This is a genomic window from Martinezella tropici (genome assembly GCF_008370325.1).
Lineage (GTDB): Bacteria > Pseudomonadota > Alphaproteobacteria > Rhizobiales > Rhizobiaceae > Rhizobium > Rhizobium tropici_B.
The window spans coordinates 1-19448 of the sequence record NZ_VNIP01000020.1; the positions used below are offsets into that span (position 1 = coordinate 1).

Consider the following 19448-nt stretch of genomic DNA (forward strand, 5'->3'; position numbering starts at 1 on the left):
TACCGTCGGCGCAGGCATCGTCGCCTCCATCGTCGAGTAATTTGAAGGCGGCCACTCCATCCGAGCGGCCGATTCGATGACAATAATATGATGCAAGCGGCGGTAGCCGCTTGCTTATGACATGGAAATGTTGCAAATGGCGCGCGAGCGTGATTTGCGCCCTGCTTCGGATAACGAAGCGGCCAATGAGATTAACAATTAAGGTGGGCCGAAAGGTCTGAAGAAGTGGATGGGGATGCCGCAGCCGGCGTCCCTCTCGATCTTTGAAACCGGTGGTCCGCCTTAGGAAGAAGAACAATCCGTGCCCTTGTTTGAGCGGCACGCGAGATAACAAACACAAGGATAACGTCGAATGAACGGCCAAAATATCCGCATTCGCCTGAAGGCGTTCGATCACCGGATTCTCGATGCTTCCACGCGCGAGATCGTGTCGACGGCGAAGCGCACCGGTGCTAGCGTCCGGGGCCCCGTTCCGCTTCCGACCCGCATCGAGAAGTTTACGGTTAACCGGTCCCCGCACATCGACAAGAAGAGCCGCGAGCAGTTCGAGATGCGCACGCATAAGCGCCTCCTCGACATCGTTGACCCGACCCCGCAGACGGTAGACGCGCTGATGAAGCTCGATCTCGCCGCCGGTGTCGATGTTGAGATCAAGCTCTGAGGCCTCTGGTCCTCGAGCTGAGTGAGAAGGATTGAACCGATGCGTTCAGGTGTGATTGCACAGAAGGTGGGAATGACCCGCGTCTACAACGACGCCGGCGAGCATGTCCCGGTTACCGTATTGCGTATGGAAGGCTGCCAGGTCGTAGCCCAGCGCACAGTTGAAAAGAATGGCTACACCGCAGTTCAGCTGGGTGCCGGCCAGGCTAAAGTTAAGAACACGACGAAGGCTCTTCGTGGCCATTTCGCCGTTGCAAGCGTAGAGCCGAAGGCCAAGCTCGCAGAATTCCGTGTCACGGAAGACAATCTGCTTGAAGTCGGCACCGAGCTCAACGCAGGTCACTTCACGGCGGGTCAGCTCGTCGACGTGACCGGCACGACGATCGGTAAGGGCTTTGCCGGCGCCATCAAGCGCCACGGCTTCGGCGGTCTGCGTGCTACGCACGGTGTGTCGGTTTCGCACCGTTCGCACGGTTCGACCGGCTCGCGCCAGGACCCGGGCAAGGTGTTCAAGAACAAGAAGATGGCTGGTCACATGGGCCAGACGCGCGTTACGACGCAGAACCTTGAAGTAGTATCGACCGACGAAGATCGTGGTCTGATCCTGGTCAAGGGTGCGGTTCCCGGCTCCAAGGGTGCCTGGATCATCGTGCGCGACGCCGTCAAGTCGGCAGCGAAGTAAGGGAGCCAAACCAATGGAATTCAACGTCAAGACCCTTGAGGGCAAAGACGCCGGGAAGGTTTCCCTTTCTGATGCGATTTTCGGCCTCGAGCCGCGTGAAGACATTCTTGCTCGCGTCATTCGCTGGCAGCTTGCCAAGAAGCAGCAGGGCACGCATCAGGCAAAGGGCCGCGCGGACGTAGCGCGCACCGGTGCCAAGATGTACAAGCAGAAGGGTACGGGCCGCGCTCGTCACCATTCGGCTCGCGCTCCGCAGTTCCGCGGCGGTGGTAAGGCTCACGGCCCGGTCGCCCGCAGCCACGAGCATGATCTGCCGAAGAAGGTTCGCGCCCTCGGCCTGCGTCATGCTCTCTCGGCCAAGTTCAAGGCTGAGGACGTGATCGTCATCGACAATCTCGTCGCAACCGAAGCCAAGACCAAGGCACTCGCTGGCGCTTTCGAGACGCTCGGCCTGACGAACGCTCTGTTCATCGGCGGCGCTGAGCTCGACAGCAACTTCAAGCTCGCAGCCAAGAACATCCCGAACATCGATGTTCTGCCGGTTCAGGGCATCAACGTTTACGACATCCTGCGCCGCGGCAAGCTCGTGCTGTCCAAGGCTGCAATTGAAGCTCTAGAGGAGCGATTCAAGTGACGGATCTTCGCCATTACGATGTGATCGTTTCTCCTGCGATCACCGAAAAGTCCACGCTGCTTTCGGACAATAACCAGGTTGTTTTCAACGTTGCCAAGAACGCGACGAAGCCGGAAATCAAGGCTGCCGTCGAAGCGCTCTTCGGCGTCAAGGTTACGGCCGTTAACACTCTGCTGCGCCTCGGCAAGACCAAGCGGTTCAAGGGTCTCGTCGGCAAGCAGAAGGACGTGAAGAAGGCTGTTGTGACGCTCGCCGAAGGCCAGTCGATCGACGTCTCCACCGGTCTCTGAGGAATAAGAAAATGGCATTGAAAACATTCAATCCGACGACCCCGAGCCAGCGTCAGCTGGTCATCGTCGACCGCTCTTCGCTCTACAAGGGCAAGCCGGTCAAGGCGCTGACGGAAGGTCTGACCTCCAAGGGCGGCCGCAACAACACCGGCCGCATCACCGTGCGTTTCCAGGGTGGCGGTCACAAGCGTACCTATCGTCTGGTCGACTTCAAGCGTCGCAAGTTCGACGTTGAAGGAACCGTCGAGCGCATCGAATACGATCCGAACCGTACCGCTTACATCGCTCTGGTGAAATACACGGACGGCGAACTGGCCTACATTCTCGCTCCGCAGCGCTTGGCTGCCGGCGACAAGGTCATCGCTTCGGAAAAGACCGTTGACGTGAAGCCTGGCAACGCCATGCCGCTTCAGTTCATCCCGGTCGGCTCCATCATCCACAATGTGGAAATGAAGCCGGGCAAGGGCGGTCAGATCGCTCGCTCCGCCGGTTCCTATGCGCAGCTCGTCGGCCGCGACCAGGGTATGGCGATCCTTCGCCTGAACTCCGGCGAACAGCGCCTCGTGCACGGCACTTGCCTTGCTTCGATCGGCGCGGTTTCGAACCCGGATCACGGCAACATCAACGACGGTAAGGCCGGTCGTTCGCGTTGGCGTGGCAAGAAGCCGCATAACCGCGGCGTCGTCATGAACCCGGTCGACCATCCGCACGGCGGTGGTGAAGGCCGCACCTCCGGTGGTCGCCATCCGGTGACCCCATGGGGCAAGCCGACCAAGGGCAAGCGTACGCGGTCGAACAAGTCGACCGACAAGATGATTATGCGCTCGCGCCATCAGCGCAAGAAGTAAGAGAGGAAGTCTCAAGTGGCTCGTTCAGTATGGAAAGGTCCGTTTGTTGACGGCTATCTTCTCAAGAAGGCTGAGAAGGTGCGCGAAGGCGGACGTAACGAAATAATCAAGATGTGGAGCCGCCGCTCCACCATCATGCCGCAGTTCGTTGGTCTTACCTTCGGCGTCTACAACGGCAGCAAGCACATTCCGGTCAGCGTCAATGAAGACATGGTCGGGCACAAGTTCGGCGAGTTCGCCCCGACCCGTACCTATTATGGTCACGGTGCGGACAAGAAGGCGAAGAGGAAGTAACAATGGGCAAGGCAAAAACCGAACGCCGGCTGAAGGACAATGAGGCGCAGGCAGTTGCGCGCACGCTCCGTGTCAGCCCGCAGAAGCTCAACCTGGTCGCGGCTTCGATCCGCGGCAAGAAGGTTGATCGCGCGCTCGCAGAGCTGGAATTCTCGCGCAAGCGTATTGCTGGCGCCGTGAAGAAGACGCTCGAATCTGCGATCGCCAATGCAGAAAACAACCACGACCTCGACGTTGACTCGCTGGTCGTAGCGGAAGCTTACGTCGGCAAGTCGATCGTCATGAAGCGTTTCCACGCTCGTGGCCGTGGCCGCGCGTCTCGTATCGAGCGCCCGTTCGCACATCTGACGATCGTCGTCCGTGAAGTTGAAGCTCAAGGGGAGGCCGCATAATGGGTCAGAAAATCAATCCGATCGGTTTTCGTCTCGGCATCAACCGTACCTGGGATAGCCGCTGGTTTGCGGACAATGCCGAGTATGGCCAGCTCCTCCACGAAGACCTGAAGATGCGCAAGTTCGTCATGAACGAACTGAAGCAGGCCGGTATCTCCAAGGTGGTCATCGAGCGTCCGCACAAGAAGTGCCGCGTCACGATCCACTCGGCTCGTCCGGGCCTGATCATCGGCAAGAAGGGCGCTGACATCGACAAGCTCCGCAAGAAGCTGTCGGACATGACGAATTCCGAAACGCACCTCAACATCGTTGAAGTACGCAAGCCGGAAATCGACGCGACGCTGGTTGCCCAGTCGATTGCTCAGCAGCTGGAACGCCGTGTTGCTTTCCGTCGCGCCATGAAGCGCGCCGTTCAGTCCGCGATGCGTCTTGGCGCCGAAGGCATCAAGATCACCTGCGCCGGCCGTCTTGGCGGTGCTGAAATCGCTCGTACGGAATGGTACCGCGAAGGCCGCGTGCCGCTGCATACGCTGCGCGCCGACATCGACTACGGTACGGCTGAAGCAGAAACCGCTTTCGGTATCTGCGGCATCAAGGTCTGGATCTTCAAGGGCGAAATCCTTGAGCACGATCCGATGGCCTCCGAACGCCGCGCGCTCGAAGGCGACGCCCAGGGTCCGGCTAGCCGCGATCGCGATAGAGACCGTCGCCGCGACAACGCTTGATAGCGTACGTGGCAGATAAGTTCGGAGAATAAGAAAATGTTGCAGCCAAAGCGTACGAAGTACCGCAAGCAATTCAAGGGCCGCATCAAGGGCGTTGCCAAGGGTGGTTCTGATCTGGCTTTCGGTGAATTCGGCCTGAAGTCGCAGGAGCCCAACCGCGTCAACGCTCGCGAGATCGAAGCGGCTCGCCGCGCGATCACCCGCTACATGAAGCGCGCCGGCCGTGTATGGATCCGCGTGTTCCCGGATGTTCCGGTAACCGCAAAGCCGACCGAAGTCCGTATGGGTAAAGGTAAGGGCTCTGTCGAATACTGGGCATGCAAGGTCAAGCCCGGCCGTATGATGTTCGAGATCGACGGTGTGAGCGAGGAAATCGCTCGTGAGGCTCTGCGCCTCGGCGCTGCCAAGCTCTCGGTCAAGACGCGCTTCGTTCAGCGCATTGCAGAGTAAGGAAGAAGCTCATGAAAGCCGCAGATGTTCGCGCCCTGAGCGCCGACCAACTCAAGGACGAGCTTGCCAAGCTGAAGAAGGAGCAGTTCAACCTGCGCTTTCAGAAGGCGACCGGTCAGCTCGAGAAGTCCTCGCGCATCAACGAAGTCCGCAAGGACATCGCTCGCGTAAAAACCATTGCCCGCCAGAAGGCGGCAGAAGCAAAGGCCTAAAGGAAAAATAACATGCCGAAGCGCATTCTGCAGGGCGTCGTGGTCAGCGACAAGAACGAGAAGACGGTAGTTGTCCGCGTTGAGCGTCGTTTCGCTCACCCGCTGCTCCAGAAGACCGTTCGTCGTTCCAAGAAGTACAAGGCTCACGACGAAAACAATCAGTACAAGACCGGCGACGTCGTTTCCATCGAGGAATGCGCGCCGATCTCCAAGGACAAGACCTGGACGGTCGTTTCCGCCCAGTCCAAGTAACAGAATTTCGCTCAGGCCCTTGCGCTTGGGCGAAATATCTGTATGAAGCACGAGCTTGGAAGCAGGACGCTCGAGAACGGGCGTTCTTTTGCTTATTGATGGCCGGCAGAGACGATCCCTGGTGATCGCGAAGCCAGGCATAATCAGACAAGACACTAGTCCATAAGCCGGGGTAGGGGGTCGGTTGGCCCAACCATTCCGGTAACAACAAGAAGGCGACCTGACATGATTCAGATGCAAACAAACCTCGACGTGGCGGATAATTCCGGCGCACGTCGTGTCATGTGCATCAAGGTGCTGGGCGGCTCGAAGCGCAAGTATGCCTCGATCGGCGACGTGATCGTCGTTTCGATCAAGGAAGCTATTCCGCGCGGCCGTGTGAAGAAGGGTGACGTGATGAAGGCGGTTGTCGTTCGCACCGCCAAGGACATCCGTCGTCCGGATGGCAGCGTCATCCGCTTCGATACCAATGCAGCAGTCCTCATCGACAACAAGAAAGAGCCGATCGGCACCCGTATCTTCGGACCGGTTCCGCGCGAACTTCGCGCCAAGAACCACATGAAGATCATCTCGCTGGCTCCAGAAGTACTGTAAGGAGCGGAGCGATGCAAAAGATCCGTAAAGGCGACAAGGTTGTCGTATTGACCGGTAAGGACAAGGGCCGTACCGGCGAAGTCATTCAAGTGCTGCCGAAGGAAGACCGTGCGGTCGTTCGTGGCGTCAACGTCATCAAGCGCCATCAGCGCCAGACGCAGAACCAGGAAGCCGGCATCATCAGCAAGGAAGCCTCGCTTCACCTGTCCAACCTGGCAATCGTCGACAAGGACGGCAAGCCGACCCGCGTTGGTTTCAAGGTTGTGGATGGCAAGAAGGTCCGCGTGGCGAAGACCTCGGGAGAAGTGATCGATGGCTGAGGTAAAGTACGAGCCGCGGCTCAAGAAAGAATACGTTGCTCGCATCCGTGCAGCCATGCAGGAGAAGTTCTCCTACGCTAACGAGATGCAGATCCCGAAGCTGGACAAGATCGTGATCAACATGGGCGTTGGTGAAGCGACGGCTGATTCGAAGAAGCCGACCGTTGCTGCTGCCGACCTGGCGGCCATCGCTGGCCAGAAGCCGGTCATCACCCATGCACGCAACTCCATCGCTGGCTTCAAGGTCCGCGAAAATATGCCGATCGGCGCCAAGGTCACCCTGCGCGGCGCCCGCATGTATGAGTTCCTGGATCGTCTGGTCAACATCGCGCTTCCGCGCGTTCGCGACTTCCGCGGCCTGAACCCGAAGAGCTTTGACGGTCGTGGCAATTTCGCCATGGGCATCAAGGAGCACATTGTGTTCCCTGAGATCAACTACGATAAGGTTGATCAGATGTGGGGCATGGACATCATCGTTTGCACGACGGCGACGACCGACGACGAAGCACGAGCTCTCCTGACAGAGTTCAACTTCCCGTTCCGTCAATAACCGTAACGACGAGCGTAGAAAAGGAACCCTGATATGGCGAAGACAAGCGCAGTTGAAAAGAACAAGCGCCGCCGCAATACGGTTGCCAACCAGGCCGCGAAGCGGGCTGCTCTGAAGGCAATCATCATGAACCAGTCTCTCTCGATCGAAGACCGGTTCAAGGCCACCCTGAAGCTGGCATCGCTCCCGCGCGATGGATCGAAGACCCGTATTCGCAATCGTTGCGAAGTGTCTGGCCGTCCGCGCGCCTATTACCGCAAACTGCGCATGTCGCGTATCGCGCTGCGTGAACTCGGCAATCTCGGCAAGGTGCCGGGCATCGTCAAGTCCAGCTGGTAAGGAGCAGATTAGATGACCATGACTGATCCTTTGGGCGATATGCTCACCCGCATCCGCAACGGTGCTTCGCGTCGTAAGTCGTCGGTTTCGACGCCTGCTTCCAAGCTCCGTGCACGTGTTCTCGATGTTTTGCAGGCTGAAGGCTACATCCGTGGCTACTCCGTCGTCGATTTCGGCAACGGCAAGTCTGAGCTCAACATCGAGCTGAAGTACTACGAAGGCTCGTCGGTGATCCGTGAGATCGGCCGCGTGTCCAAGCCGGGCCGCCGAGTTTATGTCTCGGTCAAGTCCATTCCGCAGGTCGCGAACGGTCTCGGCATCACCATCCTTTCGACTCCGAAGGGTGTGATGGCCGATCACCAGGCTCGCGAACAGAATGTTGGTGGTGAGGTTCTCTGCTCGGTCTTCTAAGATCGAACAGAGATCTCCCTCGAAACAGACAGGTTTGAAAAATGTCTCGTATCGGTAAGAAGCCCGTTCAGGTACCTGCAGGGATCACGGCCACGGTTGATGGCCAAAAAGTGACTGCCAAGGGCCCCAAGGGCGAGCTGTTTTTCGTCGCTAACGACGAAATCGGTCTCAAGCTGGAAAACAATGCAATCGTCGTGACGCCGCTCAACGACACCAAGGATGCTCGCGCAAAGTGGGGCATGTCCCGCACGATGATCGAGAACATCCTCAAGGGTGTTAAGGACGGCTACGAGCGCAAGCTCGAAATCAACGGCGTCGGCTACCGTGCCTCCATGCAGGGTAAGAACCTGCAGCTCGCACTCGGCTTCAGCCACGACGTGGTTTATGAGCCGCCGCAGGGCATCTCGATCGCTGTGCCGAAGCCGACGGAAATCGTCGTCACCGGCATCAACAAGCAGCAGGTCGGCCAGGTTGCCGCTGAAATCCGCGAATACCGCGGTCCCGAGCCCTACAAGGGCAAGGGTGTTAAGTATGCCGAAGAGCGGATCGTCCGCAAAGAAGGCAAGAAGAAGTAAGGATCACGCGAAATGGCTAGCAGGAAAGAAGCACTTGCGCGTCGCGCCAACCGCGTGCGCCGTCAAATCAAGTCGGTGGCCAACGGCCGTCCGCGCCTGTCGGTTCATCGCTCGTCGAAGAACATCTACGTTCAGGTCATCGATGATGTGGCCGGCAAGACCCTCGCGGCTGCCTCCACCCTCGACAAGGATCTGCGCGGTTCTCTGAAGACCGGTGCCGATACCGCCGCCGCCGCCCTCGTTGGCAAGCTCGTCGCCGAGCGTGCCTCCAAGGCAGGCGTCAAGGAAGTCGTGTTCGATCGCGGCGCCTTCATCTACCATGGCCGTATCAAGGCTCTGGCTGAAGCAGCCCGCGAAGGCGGTCTGTCCTTCTGATCAAGTTTTCGGCCGGTAGCCTGTAAGCGCCGGCCGGATTTCACCGGACCGCAAATCTCCGCTTGGAGGTTGATGCGGTCTTCGTTTTGTTTGCCGATTGCACCCGGAAAAGAAAAAGGAAGAGGACAATGGCACAGGAAAAGAGGGCTCCGCGGGACGACCGTCAGAGCCGTGAAGAGCGCGATAGCGAATTCGTCGACAAGCTGGTCGCGATCAACCGCGTCGCCAAGGTTGTCAAGGGTGGCCGTCGCTTCGGCTTCGCCGCTCTCGTCGTCGTCGGCGACCAGAAGGGCCGCGTAGGCTTCGGTCATGGCAAGGCACGCGAAGTGCCGGAAGCCATCCGCAAGGCAACTGAAAGCGCCAAGCGCGACATGATCTTCGTACCGCTGCGCGACGGCCGTACGCTGCATCACGACGTCCATGGCCGTCATGGCGCCGGCAAGGTTCTGCTGCGCTCGGCCAAGGTCGGTACCGGTATCATTGCCGGCGGTCCGATGCGCGCCGTTTTCGAAACGCTCGGCGTTCATGACGTCGTCGCCAAGTCGACCGGTTCGTCGAACCCGTACAACATGGTTCGCGCCACGTTCGACGCCCTGAAGCACCAGGTTCACCCGAAGGACATCGCAGCTCAGCGCGGCATCAAGTATGCCACTCTGCAGGCTCGCCGTGCCGCTTCGGGCAATGCCTCCGAAGAATAAGGGAGTTTGACCTATGGCCAAGACGACCAAGAAGGCTGAAGCTAAGGCGACCGTTACGGTCGAGCAGATTGGCAGCCCGATCCGCCGTCCGGACGTTCAGCAGAAGACGCTGATCGGTCTCGGACTGAACAAGATGCACCGTCGCCGCACGCTGGAAGATACTCCGGCTGTTCGTGGCATGATCCGTGCTGTCCAGCATCTCGTTCGCGTTGTCGACGAGAAGTGAGCCGGAGGTAATTTGCTATGAAACTGAATGAGATCAAGGATAACGAAGGCTCGACCCACAGCCGCAAGCGCCTCGGCCGCGGCATCGGCTCCGGCTCCGGCAAGACCGGCGGCCGTGGTGTGAAGGGTCAGAAGTCCCGTTCGGGCGTTGCGATCAACGGCTTCGAAGGCGGTCAGATGCCCATCTACCGTCGTCTGCCGAAGCGTGGCTTCAACAACATCTTCGCATCCGACTACGTTGTCGTATCGCTGGCACGTATCCAGGCTGCCGTCGATGCCGGCAAGCTCGATGCCAAGAAGACCGTTGATGCGGCAGCCCTCAAGGCTGCAGGCGTGATTCGCCGCGTCAAGGACGGCGTTCGGGTTCTCTCGGACGGCGAACTGAAGGCGAAGCTTGCCCTCGAAGTTGCCGGCGCTTCCAAGCCGGCAGTCGAAAAGATCGAGAAGGCCGGCGGCTCCATCAAGCTGCTCGCTTCTGCCGCAGAAGCTCCTGCCGCAGAATAATATTATCAAAGATCGCCCGAGGTGCTTCACTTCGGGCGATTTTTCTCCCATATGTGAGCCTCACGAACCTGAACGATGCGGCAGTATCTTTCCGGTTGACAACGGGAACCAAGGGTGAGGCGCCCGATTGCATGGCAATCCGTCCGAAGCCCGAATTTTGAACAATATACTTACTGATTCCGGACCCGGCCGATTATGCCGGAATTGGTAGTGCGGAGATTTGCATGGCTTCTGCAGCGGAACAATTGGCGTCCAATCTCAATTTCTCGACCTTTGCCAAGGCTGAGGATCTCAAGAAGCGCTTGTGGTTTACGCTCGGCGCTCTCCTCGTCTATCGACTCGGCACCCACATTCCGCTTCCTGGCCTCAATCCTGCCGCTTACGCCCAGGCTTTCCAGAATCAGTCGGGCGGCATTCTTGGCCTCTTCAATATGTTTTCCGGTGGTGCCGTACAGCGCATGGCGATCTTCGCGCTCGGCATTATGCCTTATATTTCGGCCTCGATCATCGTTCAGCTGATGACCTCGGTCGTTCCCTCGCTCGAAAACCTGAAGAAGGAAGGCGAGCAGGGCCGCAAGATCATCAATCAGTATACCCGCTACGGCACGGTGCTGCTCGGCGCATTGCAGGCCTATGGTATTGCGATTGGCCTGGAGCACGGCAACGGCGTCGTGGTGGACCCAGGCTGGTTCTTCCGTATTTCCACCGTCATTACGCTGCTCGGCGGCACGATGTTCCTGATGTGGCTTGGTGAGCAGGTGACGTCGCGTGGTATCGGCAACGGTATCTCGCTGATCATCTTCGCCGGTATCGCTGCAGGTCTTCCGACCGCGCTCGCCGGCACTCTTGAACTTGGCCGCACCGGCGCGCTTTCCACGCCCCTTATTCTCGCAGTGCTGGTCGTTGCTGTTCTGGTCATCGCGCTCATCGTTTTCGTCGAGCGCGCGCAGCGTCGCCTGCTGATCCAGTATCCGAAGCGCCAGGTCGGCACGCGCATGTTCCAGGGCGATACGTCGCACCTGCCGCTGAAGCTCAACACCTCGGGCGTTATCCCGGCGATCTTCGCGTCGTCGCTGCTCTTGCTGCCGGCAACCGTCGCCGGTCTCGGCAACAATACGGCGCTTCCGACATGGGTGACGTCGATCGTTGCCGCGCTTGGCCACGGCCAGCCGGTCTACATGGTGCTCTACGGCGCCCTGATCGCCTTCTTCGCCTTCTTCTACACTGCGCTCGTCTTCAATCCGAAGGACACGGCCGACAATCTGAAGAAACATGGCGGCTTCATTCCGGGTATCCGCCCGGGTGAGCGCACGGCCGAATATATCGATTACGTGCTGACCCGCATCACGGTCATCGGCGCGATCTATCTTGTCTTCGTCTGCATCCTGCCCGAAATTCTCGTATCCCAGACAGGTATTCCCTTGTCTCTGGGTGGCACTTCGCTTCTGATCGTGGTTAGCGTAACGCTGGATACGGTGGCGCAGATTCAGGGTCACCTGATCGCACAGCAATATGAAGGCCTGATCAAGAAATCGAAGTTGCGTGGAGGAAAGAGGGGGCGATGAGACTCATACTTTTAGGGCCGCCGGGAGCAGGTAAGGGGACCCAGGCCCAGCGTATCGTGGAAAAGTACGGCATCCCGCAACTTTCCACAGGCGATATGCTGAGGGCTGCGGTAGCTGCCGGGACTGAAGTTGGCAAGCGCGCCAAGGCCGTCATGGACGCCGGCAAGCTTGTTTCCGATGAGATCGTCAACGCCATTGTCTCCGAACGTATCGACCAGCCGGATTGCGCCAGGGGTTTCATCCTTGATGGTTTTCCGCGCACGCTGGTGCAGGCCGATGCCACGGAGCGGATGCTGGAATCCAAGGGGCTGGACCTCTCGGTCGTTATCGAACTCAAGGTCGATGACGCCGAGTTGATTCGCCGCGTCTCCGGCCGTTATTCTTGCTCGAATTGCGGTAGCGTCTATCACGACACGGACAAGGTTCCGGCAACAGCAGGTGTCTGCGACAAATGCGGCTCGACCCATTTCAAGCGGCGCCCTGACGACAATGCAGAAACCATGGCGACTCGCCTCCAAGTCTACTACAAGGAGACGTCGCCGCTGATCGGTTACTACTATGCGAAGGGCAAGTTGCAGAGCATCGACGGCATGGCCGATATCGAGCATGTGACCGAAAGCATAGAGGCTATCCTGTCTAAGCTTTAGATAGCCTAAAATAAACTTGCCGGAGCGGTTGCTTTTTTGCGCTGATTCCGCTAAACACCGCGCCAACTCGCGACATGCTATGCGATCGGCGCGGATTTCCAACGGGAAGTCCGGGTACGGTCGTTTTGACATGTGGCGGACGCACATTGAACAAGCAGCTCCCGGGCTGCATAACAAGACCCTTTGCCAAGGCAAAAGGAATGCAAGGAGAACAGGCGTGGCTCGTATCGCTGGCGTCAACATCCCGACTGCAAAGCGCGTAGTTATTGCGCTTCGCTACATTCACGGGATCGGACCGAAGTTTGCTCAGGAAATCTGCGACAAGGTTGGTATTCCGGCCGAGCGTCGCGTTCATCAGCTGACGGATGCTGAAGTTTTGCAGATCCGTGAAGCTATCGACCGCGACTACCAGGTCGAAGGTGACCTGCGTCGCGATACCGCGATGAACATCAAGCGTCTGATGGACCTGGGTTCTTACCGCGGCCTTCGTCATCGCCGCGGCCTGCCGGTTCGCGGTCAGCGCACGCACACCAATGCCCGCACCCGCAAGGGTCCGGCAAAGGCGATCGCTGGTAAGAAGAAGTAACTTCCGGGCAACCGGATTTGGGAGGCTGGCGGTCCGCCGGCCTCTTTTGAGTTTGGAGCGGAGCTCTAAGGGCGCCGCTTCGGTGTAGCCGCTGGGATTACGGCGGTGCAGAGATCCAAGAAAGGACTAACATGGCCAAGGAAGCCGTACGCGTTCGTCGTCGCGAGCGTAAAAATATCACGTCGGGCGTCGCACACGTCAATTCGACCTTCAACAACACGATGATCACGATCACCGACGCACAGGGCAACGCTATTGCCTGGTCGTCCGCTGGTGCCAAGGGCTTCAAGGGTTCGCGCAAGTCGACCCCGTTCGCTGCCCAGATCGCTGCCGAAGACTGTGCTAAGAAGGCTCAGGAACATGGCATGAAATCGCTGGAAGTTGAAGTTTGCGGTCCGGGCTCCGGCCGTGAATCCGCTCTGCGCGCCCTCCAGGCTGCTGGTTTCATGATCACGTCCATCCGCGACGTGACCCCGATCCCGCACAATGGTTGCCGCCCGCGCAAGAAGCGTCGCGTCTGATCATCGCCACTCACGACGCCGGCCGGGGTAGATGCGCCCGGCTTGGCGTTACTCAAGCTCGGTTGCCACGATTGGATGGTGGCAACGAACGGAAGGCAAAAACATGATTCAGAAAAACTGGCAGGAACTGATCAAGCCCAACAAGGTCGAGTTCACCTCGAGCGGCCGCACCAAGGCGACGCTCGTGGCCGAACCGCTGGAGCGCGGCTTTGGTCTTACCCTCGGCAACGCGCTGCGTCGCGTTCTGCTGTCCTCTCTGCGCGGCGCCGCTGTAACGGCCGTGCAGATCGACGGCGTACTGCATGAGTTCTCCTCTATCCCGGGTGTGCGGGAAGACGTGACGGACATCGTGCTGAACATCAAGGAAATCGCCATCAAGATGGACGGCGATGATGCCAAGCGCATGGTGGTCCGCAAGCAGGGCCCCGGCGTAGTAACGGCTGGCGACATCCAGACGGTCGGCGATATCGAAATCCTCAATCCCGAGCATGTCATCTGCACGCTCGACGAGGGCGCCGAAATCCGCATGGAATTCACCGTCAACAACGGCAAGGGCTATGTGCCCGCCGAGCGCAATCGTGCGGAAGATGCTCCGATCGGCCTCATCCCGGTCGACAGCCTCTATTCGCCGGTCAAGAAGGTGTCCTACAAGGTTGAAAATACCCGTGAAGGACAGGTTCTCGACTACGACAAGCTGAGCATGTCGATCGAAACCGACGGTTCGATCAGCGGTGAAGATGCCGTCGCTTTCGCGGCTCGCATCCTTCAGGATCAGCTTGGCGTGTTCGTCAACTTCGACGAGCCGCAGAAGGAAACCGAAGAGGAAGCAGTTACCGAACTCGCTTTCAACCCGGCGCTCCTCAAGAAGGTGGACGAACTCGAACTGTCCGTTCGCTCGGCAAATTGCCTGAAGAACGACAACATCGTCTACATCGGCGACCTCATTCAGAAGACCGAAGCAGAAATGCTCCGCACGCCGAATTTTGGTCGCAAGTCGCTGAACGAAATCAAGGAAGTTCTCGCTTCCATGGGCTTGCACCTCGGCATGGAAGTGCCGGCATGGCCGCCCGAGAACATCGAAGATCTCGCCAAGCGCTACGAAGACCAATATTAACGTTTCAAACGGCAGGCGAGCTAATGCCTGCAAGTGAAGGAGAATAGCCATGCGCCACGGTAAAGCCGGCCGCAAGCTGAATAGAACCGCTAGCCACCGTAAGGCGATGTTCGCCAACATGGCGGCTTCGCTCATCACCCATGAGCAGATCGTCACCACGCTCCCGAAGGCGAAGGAAATCCGCCCGATCGTCGAGAAGCTGGTAACCCTCGGCAAGCGCGGTGACCTGCACGCTCGTCGTCAGGCCATCTCGCAGATCCGCGACGCAGCTGTCGTTTCGAAGCTCTTCGATGCGATCGCAACCCGCTACGCCACCCGCAACGGCGGCTACCTGCGCATCATGAAGGCCGGCTTCCGCCAGGGCGACAATGCCGCTCTCGCAGTCGTCGAATTCGTCGATCGCGACGTCAACGCCAAGGGCGCAGCCGACAAGGCTCGCGTTGCCGCTGAAGAAGAAGCCGCAGCCGCTTAAGGCTAAGCTTCGGATAAAATATCAAAGGCCGGATGAGTGATCATCCGGCCTTTTGGCGTTTGGGCCTGCGGGAGCGGCCTTTCAATCTCCCTGAATGCTTTGGAGTACCGTAAGCAGCCTTGCTGGGTCGCAATCGACTCGGGCTCATCAGGGACAGGGAGCGTCGTGGGACATGCAGCGAAAATTGACGCGCGGGAGACTGCTTCTGTTCGTGGCGCTGCTGATGACGATCGCCAGCGGTCTTGCGTTGCGGCATTATGGCTATGCGATCAATCTGCCCTTCGCGGTCGTCAAATATGGTGACTCATTACTGTGAGGAGCGATGGTCTATTGGCTCCTGGCGGCAGTCTTCGTGTCACAGGGGCGTTTCAGGATTGCCGTGGCGGCGCTGCTCATCGCGGTCGCCGTCGAGCTTTTCAGGCTTTGGCACACGCCTGATCTCGATGCTTTTCGATTGACCGCCGCCGGAACCCTGTTGCTGGGCAGGGTGTTCTCGCCCTGGAATATCGCAGCCTATGCCGCCGGCATAGCGCTGGCGCTCGATTGCGCACTGTCGAAGCTCAGGCCATTGTGAAAGGCCAAAACCGCCGGGCGGCTCATTCAGCCGCCACGGCCAGCCTGCGCGCGGGTTCGCTGCGATGAAGATGTACAGCAAGTGTGTCCCAGGGCGGTGTAATGGAAAGCTGCGCCAGAAGCCGACCGATCTCGCCCCTGTGGTAGCCTCCATGCGTGACGACATGAAGGAGCATCTCTTGGCACGTCATGCAGCCTTTGTCGCCATCCGTGAAGACGAACGGTACCGGAGCTGACAGAAGCTCCGGGCTGATGGTCTCGACATAGGTCAGATACCATTGATCCGAGGCCGCCAGCGCCTGACGAAGATCGGGCAGGGACGGCGTCTCCGGCGTATTGTCGTCCGCGTAGCCGTGCTCCCTTTCGGTGAGATGCGCCGCGAATATGCGGCCGACGACCAGCGAGTGGTTCATCAGGCGTACGGAGAGATGACGTTCCTTGCTGTGGCGGGCAGGATCGAGGCGACCGATAGCGTCAAGCAATTCCTCATTCGCCCAGGACTGATAGCGGAACAGAGTTTGCAGCACTGATATTTCGCTCATGATGAAACACTCTTTCGTCGGTCGATGAAATGCGAGTAGTCTGTTCACATTTTCGTGGAATAGGTGCCGCATGTCTACTCGCATTAGGAAACCGCGCTCGCCGATGCGCAAAGAGCCGAGCCAGGCGCGTTCGCGGGCAACGGTCGATACGATTGTCGAATCGGGTGCTCGCGTTTTAGGGGAGCGCGGATGGGCCGGCTTCACGACCAATATTGTCGCGGCCGTTGCCGGTATCAGTATCGGTTCGCTCTATCAGTATTTCCCCGACAAACTTTCCTTGGTCGAAGCCGTCAGGCGTCGTCATTTCGATGAGGTGCTTGCGGTTATGCGCAAGGCGACGGCCGGTACACTGCCGTTGCCGCAGCGGGCGGAGGCGCTCGTGCAAGGCATGATCGACGCTCACAATGTGAACCCGGAGCTTCACAGAGTGCTGCTGGATGAGGCGCCGGGCCACGATGGTTCGAGGTTGGCGCACGATGCCTTCCTGGCCGAATATCACGCTCGTTACAAAGCCTTCGTCGCCACGCATCGCAATAACCGCGACGGTCCCTCCGACGATGTTCTTGCCCAGCTGCTATCCGGTGCGGTGGAGGGAGTGATCCACAGTGCGGCGCGAAAGCATGTGCTGGGCGCGCCGGAACTGAAGCGGGAGCTCGTCAGAATGATCTGTTCCTATCTGAGCAACGCTGATCGATGAAAGGCGGGTCGAGTGGCTGGGCCGATCTCCACGCCTACAATCTCGGCCTCTTTACTGCCTTGGTTATCGTCGAGCGCATAGCTGCATTTCCCATTTTGGCTGGCGCTTTTGATGATAATAATTTGAATCCTAATTAGTTTAGTGCTAATAGGTTCTCATGAGCTCGTCAAACGCCCTGCAACGTATATTTACAGCCAATCTGCTGACCACCGGCCGCCAATGGCGCCGGGCTGTCGATCTTGCGCTGAGCTCCCATGGCATATCCGAGGCGGTGGCCGCGCCGCTGCTTTGGATCGGCCGCCTGGGGGGAGGCGTGCGGCAGGTGGTGCTCGCCACCTGTGTCGGTATCGAAGGCCCGTCTCTGGTGCGGTTGATCGATCAGCTCGAAAGCATGGATCTTGTCATCCGCAAGGATGATCCCACGGATCGGCGCGCGAAAGGCCTGTGGCTGACGCCGGAAGGCCAAAAGCTGGCTTCCCGCATGGAAGACGTGCTTGATGAGTTGCGTAGCAAGATCCTTGCCAATGTCGACCCTGCGGATATCGAAGCTGCGGTTCGCGTCCTGAAGGCTTTCGAGGAGTTCGAGGCATCCAAGGCTGTCGAACCTGAGCCGGAGAAGGTCTCATGAGCATTCCATCCTGGCGCGAGTGGTTATTTTCCGTCAAAGCCTTCGTTGCTGCGATCATGGCGTTGTTCATCGCGTTGTCGCTCGATCTGCCGCGTCCCTATTGGGCGATGGCCGCCGTTTATGTGGTCGCCAATCCTCTCGCCGGCGCAACCAGCTCCAAGGGGCTTTACCGCGCGCTCGGCACGCTTATCGGTGCTACCGCGTCGGTTATCCTCATCCCGCTCTTCGTCAACGCGCCGGAATTACTCTCCGTCGTCGTCGCGCTGTGGACCGGCACCTTGCTGTTTATCTCGATGCTCGACCGCACCTCGCGCAGCTATGTATTCATGCTGGCCGGCTATACGTTGCCGCTGATCGCGTTGCCGACCGTCGGCTCGCCCGAAACCATTTTCGATGTCGCGCTTGCCCGCTCTGAGGAGATTATTATCGGCATCGTCTGCGCGAGTGTGGTTAGCGCCGTCGTCTTTCCGAGCAGCGTCGGTACCGTCCTCGGCCAGCGCATAGGCTCCTGGCTGGATGACGCCGGCACCTGGGCAGACGAGATCCTGCGAGGCGAGGGCGCTTCGCCGGCAACTCCCTTGAAGCGACAGAAGCTCGCCGCCGACGTTTCCGGCCTAGATCTCGTCATCAGCCAGTTGAAATATGATGCTGGCAGCCGCGACATCGTCAGGCATTCGCGCGAGCTGCGTGGCCGCTTGTTGATGCTGCTGCCGCTCTTCTCCTCACTTGCCGATCGCCTGCACGCCTTGAAGGCCGGCGGCAAGCCGCTATCGCAGGAATTGGTCGTTGTTTTGAACGAGGTAGCCGATTGGCTGGGGCAGGGTGGTCGCGGCAAGGCCGATGAGACCGCTGAGACCTTGTCGAAGAAGATCGAGGAGTTGCAGGAGAACGACCTCGATATCGGTTGGGACGACCTCGTCCGGTCGAGCGCTCTCGCTCGCCTCAAGGAAATTGTCGACTTGTGGCAGGATTGCCTAACGCTGCGCGCCCATATCGTCTCGGGACAGCAGGTCGGCACCTGGCGCCCCGCCTTCCGCTACCGCAATGTTGTCGGTCGCAGCAGGCACTATGATTACGCCCTGCTGGCCTTCTCGGCCGGTGGCGTCATCGCCGGTATTGCCGTCGCCTGCTTCTTCTGGATCTATTCCGGTTGGGCGGATGGCGCCGGCTTCATCGCCATGGTGGCCGTTGCCTGCTCGTTTTTCGCCGCGCTCGATCGTCCCGCGCCCTTCATCACTACAATGTTCATCTGGACTGCGGTGAGCCTGGTCATCGCCTGCGTCTATATCTTCGGCGTGTTGCCGTCGATTTCCGGCTTCGAGATGCTGGTGCTGGTCTTTGCGCCGCCCTTCCTGGTGATGGGGCTGCTGATTACCCGCCCGCAAACCAACATGCTCGGCATGCTGCTGGCGGTGAACGGTGCAAGTTTCATCGCGCTGCAGGATCGTTACACCGCCGATTTCGCCAGCTTCACCAACAGTGCGATCGCCGCTCTGGCCGGTGTTGGTTTCGCCTTGGTCTGGACTTTGCTTACCCGCCCGTTCGGTTCCGAGCTTGCCGCCTGGCGGCTGGTGCGGGCCGGCTGGAGAGATCTGGCCGAAACTGCCGCCGGTGTCCGCCGTGCCGATCATGAACGCCTCTCCGGCCGCATCCTCGATCGCCTCGGCCAGCTCGTACCGCGTCTCGCCGGCATCGAGGACCGCGAGCTGAAGAAGGTCGACGGCTATGCCGATGTCCGTCTCGGCTTCAACGTGCTGATGCTGCAGAAGGAGCGCGGCCAGCTGAAACCGGCTGCCGCTGCATCCGTCAGCGAAGTGCTGATCGGCGTGTCGGATTTCTATCGTTCGCGGCTGAAGGCAAAACGGGCCGTGGATCCGGCCGACGAACTGCGTGTGTCGATCGACCATAGCCTCGAAGCCGTCGCGCAGGAAAAGCGAGATTCCGCTCGCGCGAGTCTCGATGCGCTTGTCGGCCTTCGCCGGGCGCTCTTCCCCCATACTGAGCCGCCGGCGAGCTGGCGGCCACCCCTATCCGATACAACTCAACCTCTTGCCATTGCCGCCGAGTAATATC

General features: G+C 59.2%; 32 protein-coding genes and 1 pseudogene. 31 read left to right on the forward strand and 2 right to left on the reverse strand.

Annotated elements, in window-relative coordinates; genetic code table 11:
• Nucleotides 1–364, reverse strand: a 364-nt coding sequence (locus tag FP026_RS30440; RefSeq protein WP_210247986.1) for a hypothetical protein, incomplete at its 3' end; no start/stop codon positions are given.
• Between FP026_RS30440 and rpsJ the strand changes: the two genes are divergently transcribed.
• The 28 genes and pseudogenes from rpsJ (at nt 353) to FP026_RS29375 (ending at nt 15509) form a co-directional block, all read left to right on the forward strand.
• The gene (rpsJ, locus tag FP026_RS29240) at nt 353–661 is read left to right on the forward strand and encodes a 30S ribosomal protein S10 (RefSeq protein ID WP_003547547.1); all 309 of its coding nucleotides are present in this window, start codon (nt 353–355) and stop codon (nt 659–661) included. The two genes, FP026_RS30440 and rpsJ, sit on opposite strands and share 12 nt — an antisense overlap.
• Nucleotides 662–700: 39 nt before the next feature.
• The gene (gene rplC / locus FP026_RS29245) at nt 701–1342 is read left to right on the forward strand and encodes a 50S ribosomal protein L3 (RefSeq protein ID WP_069611897.1); all 642 of its coding nucleotides are present in this window, start codon (nt 701–703) and stop codon (nt 1340–1342) included.
• A gap of 13 nt (nt 1343–1355) precedes the next feature.
• The gene (gene rplD, locus FP026_RS29250; protein WP_149638061.1) at nt 1356–1976 is read left to right on the forward strand and encodes a 50S ribosomal protein L4; all 621 of its coding nucleotides are present in this window, start codon (nt 1356–1358) and stop codon (nt 1974–1976) included.
• Nucleotides 1973–2266 (forward strand): 50S ribosomal protein L23, encoded by a 294-nt coding sequence (locus tag FP026_RS29255; protein WP_047634801.1) that lies wholly within the window; start codon nt 1973–1975, stop codon nt 2264–2266. Before rplD ends, FP026_RS29255 begins: the two co-directional genes overlap by 4 nt.
• Before the next feature lie 11 nt (nt 2267–2277).
• The gene (gene rplB, locus FP026_RS29260) at nt 2278–3114 is read left to right on the forward strand and encodes a 50S ribosomal protein L2 (protein ID WP_149638062.1); all 837 of its coding nucleotides are present in this window, start codon (nt 2278–2280) and stop codon (nt 3112–3114) included.
• Between the two features lie 15 nt (nt 3115–3129).
• Nucleotides 3130–3408: a 30S ribosomal protein S19 gene (rpsS, locus tag FP026_RS29265; RefSeq protein WP_015339602.1), complete on the forward strand. Its 279-nt coding sequence runs from the start codon at nt 3130–3132 to the stop codon at nt 3406–3408.
• Between the two features lie 2 nt (nt 3409–3410).
• Nucleotides 3411–3800, forward strand: a complete 390-nt coding sequence (rplV, locus tag FP026_RS29270; RefSeq protein ID WP_004118391.1) for a 50S ribosomal protein L22 — start codon at nt 3411–3413, stop codon at nt 3798–3800.
• Complete coding sequence (gene rpsC / locus FP026_RS29275; protein ID WP_004118393.1) at nt 3800–4525, forward strand: 30S ribosomal protein S3; 726 nt, start codon at nt 3800–3802, stop codon at nt 4523–4525. Before rplV ends, rpsC begins: the two co-directional genes overlap by 1 nt.
• Before the next feature lie 36 nt (nt 4526–4561).
• The gene (rplP, locus tag FP026_RS29280; protein ID WP_004118395.1) at nt 4562–4975 is read left to right on the forward strand and encodes a 50S ribosomal protein L16; all 414 of its coding nucleotides are present in this window, start codon (nt 4562–4564) and stop codon (nt 4973–4975) included.
• An 11-nt stretch (nt 4976–4986) separates the two neighbouring features.
• Nucleotides 4987–5187 carry a 50S ribosomal protein L29 gene (gene rpmC / locus FP026_RS29285; RefSeq protein WP_007690763.1) on the forward strand — a complete coding sequence of 67 codons (201 nt, stop codon included), beginning with the start codon at nt 4987–4989 and terminating at the stop codon, nt 5185–5187.
• A 12-nt stretch (nt 5188–5199) separates the two neighbouring features.
• Entirely contained in the window at nt 5200–5439 is a 240-nt protein-coding gene (rpsQ, locus tag FP026_RS29290; RefSeq protein ID WP_069611899.1) for a 30S ribosomal protein S17, read from the forward strand.
• A gap of 225 nt (nt 5440–5664) precedes the next feature.
• Nucleotides 5665–6033: a 50S ribosomal protein L14 gene (rplN, locus tag FP026_RS29295; RefSeq protein WP_003573790.1), complete on the forward strand. Its 369-nt coding sequence runs from the start codon at nt 5665–5667 to the stop codon at nt 6031–6033.
• Between the two features lie 11 nt (nt 6034–6044).
• Nucleotides 6045–6353: a 50S ribosomal protein L24 gene (rplX, locus tag FP026_RS29300; protein ID WP_015339605.1), complete on the forward strand. Its 309-nt coding sequence runs from the start codon at nt 6045–6047 to the stop codon at nt 6351–6353.
• Nucleotides 6346–6903: a 50S ribosomal protein L5 gene (gene rplE / locus FP026_RS29305; protein WP_149638063.1), complete on the forward strand. Its 558-nt coding sequence runs from the start codon at nt 6346–6348 to the stop codon at nt 6901–6903. Before rplX ends, rplE begins: the two co-directional genes overlap by 8 nt.
• 33 nt (nt 6904–6936) lie before the next feature.
• Nucleotides 6937–7242, forward strand: coding sequence for a 30S ribosomal protein S14 (rpsN, locus tag FP026_RS29310; protein WP_004118406.1), 306 nt, complete (start codon nt 6937–6939; stop codon nt 7240–7242).
• 12 nt (nt 7243–7254) lie between these two features.
• Entirely contained in the window at nt 7255–7653 is a 399-nt protein-coding gene (rpsH, locus tag FP026_RS29315; protein ID WP_104822788.1) for a 30S ribosomal protein S8, read from the forward strand.
• 41 nt (nt 7654–7694) lie between these two features.
• Nucleotides 7695–8228, forward strand: coding sequence for a 50S ribosomal protein L6 (gene rplF, locus FP026_RS29320; protein WP_149638064.1), 534 nt, complete (start codon nt 7695–7697; stop codon nt 8226–8228).
• Between the two features lie 12 nt (nt 8229–8240).
• On the forward strand, nt 8241–8603 hold the full coding sequence (rplR, locus tag FP026_RS29325; RefSeq protein ID WP_149638065.1) for a 50S ribosomal protein L18: 363 nt from the start codon (nt 8241–8243) through the stop codon (nt 8601–8603).
• Nucleotides 8604–8731: 128 nt separating this feature from the next.
• Nucleotides 8732–9301 (forward strand): 30S ribosomal protein S5, encoded by a 570-nt coding sequence (rpsE, locus tag FP026_RS29330; RefSeq protein ID WP_149638066.1) that lies wholly within the window; start codon nt 8732–8734, stop codon nt 9299–9301.
• Between the two features lie 13 nt (nt 9302–9314).
• Entirely contained in the window at nt 9315–9527 is a 213-nt protein-coding gene (gene rpmD / locus FP026_RS29335) for a 50S ribosomal protein L30 (RefSeq protein WP_007690786.1), read from the forward strand.
• Nucleotides 9528–9544: 17 nt separating this feature from the next.
• Nucleotides 9545–10030 carry a 50S ribosomal protein L15 gene (gene rplO, locus FP026_RS29340; RefSeq protein WP_149638067.1) on the forward strand — a complete coding sequence of 162 codons (486 nt, stop codon included), beginning with the start codon at nt 9545–9547 and terminating at the stop codon, nt 10028–10030.
• Between the two features lie 224 nt (nt 10031–10254).
• Nucleotides 10255–11595, forward strand: a complete 1341-nt coding sequence (gene secY / locus FP026_RS29345) for a preprotein translocase subunit SecY (protein WP_149638068.1) — start codon at nt 10255–10257, stop codon at nt 11593–11595.
• Nucleotides 11592–12242 carry an adenylate kinase gene (locus FP026_RS29350; protein ID WP_149638069.1) on the forward strand — a complete coding sequence of 217 codons (651 nt, stop codon included), beginning with the start codon at nt 11592–11594 and terminating at the stop codon, nt 12240–12242. The genes secY and FP026_RS29350 overlap by 4 nt, the downstream gene beginning before the upstream one ends.
• A gap of 217 nt (nt 12243–12459) precedes the next feature.
• Nucleotides 12460–12828, forward strand: coding sequence for a 30S ribosomal protein S13 (gene rpsM, locus FP026_RS29355; protein ID WP_149638070.1), 369 nt, complete (start codon nt 12460–12462; stop codon nt 12826–12828).
• Nucleotides 12829–12959: 131 nt separating this feature from the next.
• Nucleotides 12960–13349 carry a 30S ribosomal protein S11 gene (gene rpsK / locus FP026_RS29360; protein WP_004118426.1) on the forward strand — a complete coding sequence of 130 codons (390 nt, stop codon included), beginning with the start codon at nt 12960–12962 and terminating at the stop codon, nt 13347–13349.
• 103 nt (nt 13350–13452) lie between these two features.
• Complete coding sequence (locus FP026_RS29365; RefSeq protein WP_112337464.1) at nt 13453–14463, forward strand: DNA-directed RNA polymerase subunit alpha; 1011 nt, start codon at nt 13453–13455, stop codon at nt 14461–14463.
• Between the two features lie 49 nt (nt 14464–14512).
• Nucleotides 14513–14935 (forward strand): 50S ribosomal protein L17, encoded by a 423-nt coding sequence (rplQ, locus tag FP026_RS29370; protein ID WP_015339614.1) that lies wholly within the window; start codon nt 14513–14515, stop codon nt 14933–14935.
• A 172-nt stretch (nt 14936–15107) separates the two neighbouring features.
• Nucleotides 15108–15509, forward strand: a pseudogene (locus FP026_RS29375) (DUF2809 domain-containing protein).
• 22 nt (nt 15510–15531) lie between these two features.
• On the opposite strand, the gene FP026_RS29380 reads toward FP026_RS29375, so the two are convergent.
• A complete protein-coding gene (locus tag FP026_RS29380; protein ID WP_149638071.1) occupies nt 15532–16050 on the reverse strand; it encodes a DinB family protein in 519 nt (172 codons plus the stop codon).
• 70 nt (nt 16051–16120) lie between these two features.
• Between FP026_RS29380 and FP026_RS29385 the strand changes: the two genes are divergently transcribed.
• From FP026_RS29385 to FP026_RS29395, 3 genes are all read left to right on the forward strand, one after another.
• Complete coding sequence (locus FP026_RS29385) at nt 16121–16747, forward strand: TetR/AcrR family transcriptional regulator (RefSeq protein ID WP_149638072.1); 627 nt, start codon at nt 16121–16123, stop codon at nt 16745–16747.
• A 157-nt stretch (nt 16748–16904) separates the two neighbouring features.
• Complete coding sequence (locus FP026_RS29390) at nt 16905–17375, forward strand: MarR family winged helix-turn-helix transcriptional regulator (protein WP_149638073.1); 471 nt, start codon at nt 16905–16907, stop codon at nt 17373–17375.
• Nucleotides 17372–19444, forward strand: a complete 2073-nt coding sequence (locus tag FP026_RS29395) for an FUSC family protein (RefSeq protein ID WP_149638074.1) — start codon at nt 17372–17374, stop codon at nt 19442–19444. Before FP026_RS29390 ends, FP026_RS29395 begins: the two co-directional genes overlap by 4 nt.
• Nucleotides 19445–19448: the final 4 nt, after the last annotated feature.

What these genes read in the sequence shown, in the direction of transcription:
- rplR (WP_149638065.1), top strand. Translation starts at nt 8,241, where the DNA reads ATGGCTAGCAGGAAAGAAGCACTTGCGCGTCGCGCCAACCGCGTGCGC.
- rpsN (WP_004118406.1), top strand. Translation starts at nt 6,937, where the DNA reads ATGGCGAAGACAAGCGCAGTTGAAAAGAACAAGCGCCGCCGCAATACG.
- FP026_RS29390 (WP_149638073.1), top strand. Translation starts at nt 16,905, where the DNA reads ATGAGCTCGTCAAACGCCCTGCAACGTATATTTACAGCCAATCTGCTG.
- rplC (WP_069611897.1), top strand. Translation starts at nt 701, where the DNA reads ATGCGTTCAGGTGTGATTGCACAGAAGGTGGGAATGACCCGCGTCTAC.
- FP026_RS29350 (WP_149638069.1), top strand. Translation starts at nt 11,592, where the DNA reads ATGAGACTCATACTTTTAGGGCCGCCGGGAGCAGGTAAGGGGACCCAG.
- rpsE (WP_149638066.1), top strand. Translation starts at nt 8,732, where the DNA reads ATGGCACAGGAAAAGAGGGCTCCGCGGGACGACCGTCAGAGCCGTGAA.
- rplF (WP_149638064.1), top strand. Translation starts at nt 7,695, where the DNA reads ATGTCTCGTATCGGTAAGAAGCCCGTTCAGGTACCTGCAGGGATCACG.
- rplD (WP_149638061.1), top strand. Translation starts at nt 1,356, where the DNA reads ATGGAATTCAACGTCAAGACCCTTGAGGGCAAAGACGCCGGGAAGGTT.
- secY (WP_149638068.1), top strand. Translation starts at nt 10,255, where the DNA reads ATGGCTTCTGCAGCGGAACAATTGGCGTCCAATCTCAATTTCTCGACC.
- rplV (WP_004118391.1), top strand. Translation starts at nt 3,411, where the DNA reads ATGGGCAAGGCAAAAACCGAACGCCGGCTGAAGGACAATGAGGCGCAG.
- rpsC (WP_004118393.1), top strand. Translation starts at nt 3,800, where the DNA reads ATGGGTCAGAAAATCAATCCGATCGGTTTTCGTCTCGGCATCAACCGT.
- FP026_RS29365 (WP_112337464.1), top strand. Translation starts at nt 13,453, where the DNA reads ATGATTCAGAAAAACTGGCAGGAACTGATCAAGCCCAACAAGGTCGAG.
- rpsQ (WP_069611899.1), top strand. Translation starts at nt 5,200, where the DNA reads ATGCCGAAGCGCATTCTGCAGGGCGTCGTGGTCAGCGACAAGAACGAG.
- rpmD (WP_007690786.1), top strand. Translation starts at nt 9,315, where the DNA reads ATGGCCAAGACGACCAAGAAGGCTGAAGCTAAGGCGACCGTTACGGTC.
- rplQ (WP_015339614.1), top strand. Translation starts at nt 14,513, where the DNA reads ATGCGCCACGGTAAAGCCGGCCGCAAGCTGAATAGAACCGCTAGCCAC.
- rplB (WP_149638062.1), top strand. Translation starts at nt 2,278, where the DNA reads ATGGCATTGAAAACATTCAATCCGACGACCCCGAGCCAGCGTCAGCTG.
- rpmC (WP_007690763.1), top strand. Translation starts at nt 4,987, where the DNA reads ATGAAAGCCGCAGATGTTCGCGCCCTGAGCGCCGACCAACTCAAGGAC.
- rplE (WP_149638063.1), top strand. Translation starts at nt 6,346, where the DNA reads ATGGCTGAGGTAAAGTACGAGCCGCGGCTCAAGAAAGAATACGTTGCT.
- rpsJ (WP_003547547.1), top strand. Translation starts at nt 353, where the DNA reads ATGAACGGCCAAAATATCCGCATTCGCCTGAAGGCGTTCGATCACCGG.
- rplN (WP_003573790.1), top strand. Translation starts at nt 5,665, where the DNA reads ATGATTCAGATGCAAACAAACCTCGACGTGGCGGATAATTCCGGCGCA.
- FP026_RS29380 (WP_149638071.1), bottom strand. Translation starts at nt 16,050, where the DNA reads ATGAGCGAAATATCAGTGCTGCAAACTCTGTTCCGCTATCAGTCCTGG.
- rpsK (WP_004118426.1), top strand. Translation starts at nt 12,960, where the DNA reads ATGGCCAAGGAAGCCGTACGCGTTCGTCGTCGCGAGCGTAAAAATATC.
- rplO (WP_149638067.1), top strand. Translation starts at nt 9,545, where the DNA reads ATGAAACTGAATGAGATCAAGGATAACGAAGGCTCGACCCACAGCCGC.
- rplP (WP_004118395.1), top strand. Translation starts at nt 4,562, where the DNA reads ATGTTGCAGCCAAAGCGTACGAAGTACCGCAAGCAATTCAAGGGCCGC.
- FP026_RS29395 (WP_149638074.1), top strand. Translation starts at nt 17,372, where the DNA reads ATGAGCATTCCATCCTGGCGCGAGTGGTTATTTTCCGTCAAAGCCTTC.
- rplX (WP_015339605.1), top strand. Translation starts at nt 6,045, where the DNA reads ATGCAAAAGATCCGTAAAGGCGACAAGGTTGTCGTATTGACCGGTAAG.
- FP026_RS29385 (WP_149638072.1), top strand. Translation starts at nt 16,121, where the DNA reads ATGTCTACTCGCATTAGGAAACCGCGCTCGCCGATGCGCAAAGAGCCG.
- rpsH (WP_104822788.1), top strand. Translation starts at nt 7,255, where the DNA reads ATGACCATGACTGATCCTTTGGGCGATATGCTCACCCGCATCCGCAAC.